Raw genomic sequence first — 4180 nt, 5'->3', positions numbered from 1 at the left:
TACGAGATAGGCTCCGGTCTCGTGGGCTCGGAGTTGTGTATAAGAGACAGGGCGCGCCGGCCCCGCAGCCTCGGGTGTACGGCCGTCCGGCCCGGCCCGAGCCGGACGACGCCCCCGAGCAGGAGGGCCCGCACGGCCAGCCGGAGCAGGGTCCGCGTCTCCACGACGGCATCCCGCAGCCCCGCTTCGACGATCACGACCGCCCGTCGAACGCCAGCGCCTCGGCGCCGCCGGTGCCGTCCGCTTCGCCCTCGTCGCCCGCGGGTCCGCCGCCGTTCCCGCCCGGCGTGCCGTCCTTCGCGGATCCGGCCGCCAACAGCCGCCCGGTCAACGGGGTGCACCCGCACAGCGGTGAGCGCCCGGCCGACCCGTTCGGTGGGCCCGGGGGCCACGGCGGGCCCGGTGACCCGTACGGTCCGCCCGGCGGCCAGGGTGGCCCCGGTGGCCAGGGTGACCCGTTCGGCGGCCCGGCCGGTGGTCGCGCGACCGTCACCGCCCCCGGCCACGGGCCGGGGGCAATGAACGAGCAGGCCCAGGGCGGGTTCCCGCCCGCCTTCCCGCCGCCGCCCCAGCAGGCACCGCCAGCCTGGCAGCAGCAGGGCATGGGCGGCGAACCCGAGCAGGGCCGGTTCGACGCGTTCAAGCCGGACGCCGAGCCGAAGACCGAGACCCCGACGCCGAAGGTACGCAACGGCCGGGTGCTGGCCGCCGTGCTCATCGCGGCGGTGCTGATCCTGGCCGTCCCGCTGGGCCTGCTGACGCTGCTGGGCAAGGTCGGTGGTGACGACAAGCCGGCCCCGTTCAACCCGGCCGTGGGCTCCTGCATCAAGCAGTCCGGCACGACCGCGGCGGCGGCCAACTGCGCCGAGCCGGGCGCGTTCACCGTCGTGTCCAGGGTCGAGACCAAGGACAAGTGCGCCGACCCGACGCAGCCGACCGTGGAGCTCAAGGGCGTCGAGGGGAACCGGGTGCTCTGCCTCAAGCCGGCCGGCAAGTAGCGATTTTCTCGACGGCGGGGTCACGGTGGTCCGTGACCCCGCCGTCGTCCGTCCCGGGTGTGATCCACCCCGCGTGGGGTCCGGCCGAATCGGGGCGTGCGGTCCGGCAGACTGAAGGCATGAGCGCACGAGTACGGGCTCCCGAGCTGCGCGGTCGGGGCTGGCTGAACACCGGCGGGCGGGACCTGAAGCTGGCCGACCTGCGGGGCAAGATCGTCCTGCTGGACTTCTGGACCTTCTGCTGCATCAACTGCCTGCACGTGCTCGACGAGCTGCGCCCGCTCGAGGAGAAGTACGGCGACGCGCTGGTCGTCATCGGCGTGCACTCGCCCAAGTTCGAGCACGAGAAGGACCCGGAGGCGCTCGCCGCCGCCGTCGAGCGGTACGGCGTGCACCACCCGGTGCTCGACGACCCCGAGCTGAACATGTGGCAGCAGTACGCGGCGAAGGCCTGGCCGACGCTGTCGGTGGTCGACCCCGAGGGCTACGTGGTGGCGACCATGGCCGGCGAGGGGCACGCCGAGGGGCTGGCCCGGCTGGTCGACGAGCTGATTAACACGCACGAGGCGAAGGGCACCCTGCACCGGGGCGAGGGCCCGTACGTGCCACCGGCCGAGCCGGACACCGTCCTCCGCTTCCCCGGCAAGGCCGTGGTGCTCGACAGCGGCAACCTGCTGGTCTCCGATTCGGCCCGGCACTCGCTGGTGGAGCTGGCCCCGGACGGCGAGAAGCTGGTCCGCCGGATCGGCTCGGGTGACCGGGGGCACGCGGACGGCCCGGCCGAGGCGGCAAGCTTCTCCGAGCCGCAGGGGCTCTGCCTGCTGCCCGCCCACGCCGCCGAGGTGGCCGGGTACGACGTGGTCGTCGCGGACACGGTCAACCACCTACTCCGCGGGGTGCGGTTGGAGACCGGTGAGGTCGTCACCGTGGCCGGGACCGGCAAGCAGTGGCGGTCGACGGTCGACGACCACGCGCACGACGCGCGTTCGGTGGACCTCTCCTCCCCCTGGGACGTCGCCTGGTACGACGACAAGGTCATCATCGCGATGGCCGGTATCCACCAGCTCTGGTGGTTCGACCCGATCAAGCGGACCGCCGGCATGTACGCGGGCACCACAGTGGAGGCGCTCCGCGACGGTCCGCTGCCGGAGGTCTGGATGGCTCAGCCCTCCGGGCTCTCCGTCTCGGCCGACGGCAGCCGGCTCTGGATCGCGGACAGCGAGACCAGCGCGGTCCGGTACGTCGAGAACGGCGTCATGGGCACCTCGGTCGGGCAGGGGCTATTCGACTTCGGCCACGTCGACGGCCCGGCCGGGCAGGCGCTGCTCCAGCACCCGCTGGGAGTGTGCGCGCTGCCGGACGGCTCGGTGCTGATCGCCGACACGTACAACGGGGCGGTCCGCCGCTTCGACCCGGAGACCGACCAGGTCTCCACGGTCGCCGACGAACTCGCCGAGCCGAGTGACCTGGTGCTGACCGTCGAGGGTGACGTGCTGGTGGCCGAGTCGGCCGCGCACCGGCTGACCCGGCTCGCCCCGGGCGCGCTGTCCGCGGCCGGCGCCAGCACGGTGGACGGCCCCCGGCACCGCACCGAGCGGAAGCCGACCGACGTGACGGCCGGCGAGGTGACACTGGACGTCATCTTCACCCCTGCACCCGGCCAGAAGCTCGACGAGACGTACGGTCCGTCGACCCGGCTGGTGGTCTCGGCGTCCCCGCCGGAGCTGCTGGTCGAGGGCGCCGGTACGACGACCGACCTGTCCCGCCGGCTGCTGATCAACGGCGAGGTGGCCGGGGGCGTCCTCCAGGTGACCGCTCAGGCGGCCACCTGCGACGCCGACGTGGAGCACGCGGCCTGCCACCTGACCCGGCAGGACTGGGGTGTCCCGGTCCGCGTCGCCGACGGCGGCGCGACCCGTCTCCCGCTGGTCCTCCGCGGCCTCGACGCCTGACCGAACGGTCCGACGCGGCAATCCGACCGAGCGGGCGGGGTGGTCGGCTCGCCCACCGACGTCCCGTCGCGCTGGACAGCTGACCGACGTCAGGCGAACGGCATCGGGGTGATTCCGGCGTCGATGAGGGCGGCCCGGACCAGGGCCGCCGACCCGACCGCACCGGGTGAGTCGCCGTGCAGGCAGATCGACTCCACCTGGCACGGGACGATGCTGCCGTCGACCGCGACCACGGCACGCTCGGAGGCCATCCGGACGGCCCGGGCGGCCACCTCCTCCGGGTCGGTGACCAGCGCGTTGGCGGCGCTCCGGGGCACCAGTGAGCCGTTGGGCAGGTAGTTCCGGTCGGCGAAACCCTCGGCGACCACCCGCAGCCCGGCCCCGACGGCGAGCTGGGCGAGCACCGAGCCGGCCGGGCAGAGTACCGGCAGCTCGTGGTCGTACCCGCTCACTGCGGCGACCAGGGCGGCGGCCTGCGCCTCGTCGCACGCCGCCGCGTGGTACAGCGCGCCGTGTGGCTTGAGGTAACGGACCCGGGTGCCGGTCAGCCGGCAGAACGCGTCGAGGGCGCCGAGCTGGTAGATCACCTCGTCGCGCAGCTCGGCGAAGCCGTACGCGATGTGCCGGCGACCGAAGCCGGCGAGGTCTCGGTAGCCGACCTGGGCGCCGACCACGACCCCGCGCTCGGCGGCGTCCGCGCAGATCCGGTGCATGATGGACGGGTCGCCACCGTGGAAGCCGCAGGCGACGTTGGCGGAGGTGATCAGGTCCAGCAGCGCCTGGTCGTCGCCGAGTCGCCAGATGCCGAATCCCTCGCCGAGGTCAGCGTTGAGGTCCATGGAATCTCACCGTAGTCCCTGGCCGGGCCTGCGCGAGGGGGGTCACGTCGTCCACCACCCCGATGACGGGGTAGCCCCCGGTGGTCGGGTGGTCGGCGAGGAAGATCAACGGTTGGCCGTCCGCCGGCACCTGCACCGCGCCGAGCACCAGCCCTTCGCTGGGTAGTTCGCCGGTCACCGCGCGGGGCAGCGCTGCGCCGGCCAGCCGCGCGCCGACCCGGTTGCTCACCGGGCTGACCGCGTACGGGGTGGTGAGCAGGAGGTCCAGCGCGGCCGGGGTGAACCAGTCGTGCCGGGGGCCGAGCCGGAGGGTCAGCCGCAGCTCGGCGGGGACGGGCGGCGTGACCGTGACGTCCACCGGGGCGGGGTCACCGACCGGGGTGCCTAGGGG

At 73.8% G+C, this 4180-nt stretch carries 4 protein-coding genes; 2 read left to right on the top strand and 2 right to left on the bottom strand.

What is annotated here, in order from left to right; translation table 11 throughout:
* The first annotated feature begins 287 nt into the window (after nt 1–287).
* The gene (locus DKL51_RS02550) at nt 288–998 is read left to right on the top strand and encodes an LppU/SCO3897 family protein (RefSeq protein WP_260428347.1); all 711 of its coding nucleotides are present in this window, start codon (nt 288–290) and stop codon (nt 996–998) included.
* A 119-nt stretch (nt 999–1117) separates the two neighbouring features.
* Nucleotides 1118–2950, top strand: a complete 1833-nt coding sequence (locus DKL51_RS02545; protein WP_109964936.1) for an NHL domain-containing thioredoxin family protein — start codon at nt 1118–1120, stop codon at nt 2948–2950.
* Between the two features lie 89 nt (nt 2951–3039).
* Here DKL51_RS02545 and DKL51_RS02540 read toward each other — a convergent pair whose 3' ends face one another.
* Both DKL51_RS02540 and DKL51_RS02535 read right to left on the bottom strand, forming a co-directional pair.
* Nucleotides 3040–3789 (bottom strand): LamB/YcsF family protein, encoded by a 750-nt coding sequence (locus DKL51_RS02540; protein WP_109947152.1) that lies wholly within the window; start codon nt 3787–3789, stop codon nt 3040–3042.
* The coding region (locus DKL51_RS02535) for a 5-oxoprolinase subunit C family protein (protein ID WP_148097709.1) at nt 3773–4180 on the bottom strand (408 nt) is incomplete at its 5' end. The genes DKL51_RS02535 and DKL51_RS02540, both read right to left, overlap by 17 nt.

It is taken from the genome of Micromonospora globispora, assembly GCF_003857015.1.
Classification (GTDB): Bacteria; Actinomycetota; Actinomycetes; order Mycobacteriales; family Micromonosporaceae; genus Micromonospora; species Micromonospora globispora.
Note: the sequence above shows the minus strand (reverse complement) of the source record. Positions and strands in the feature narration are given on the sequence as shown.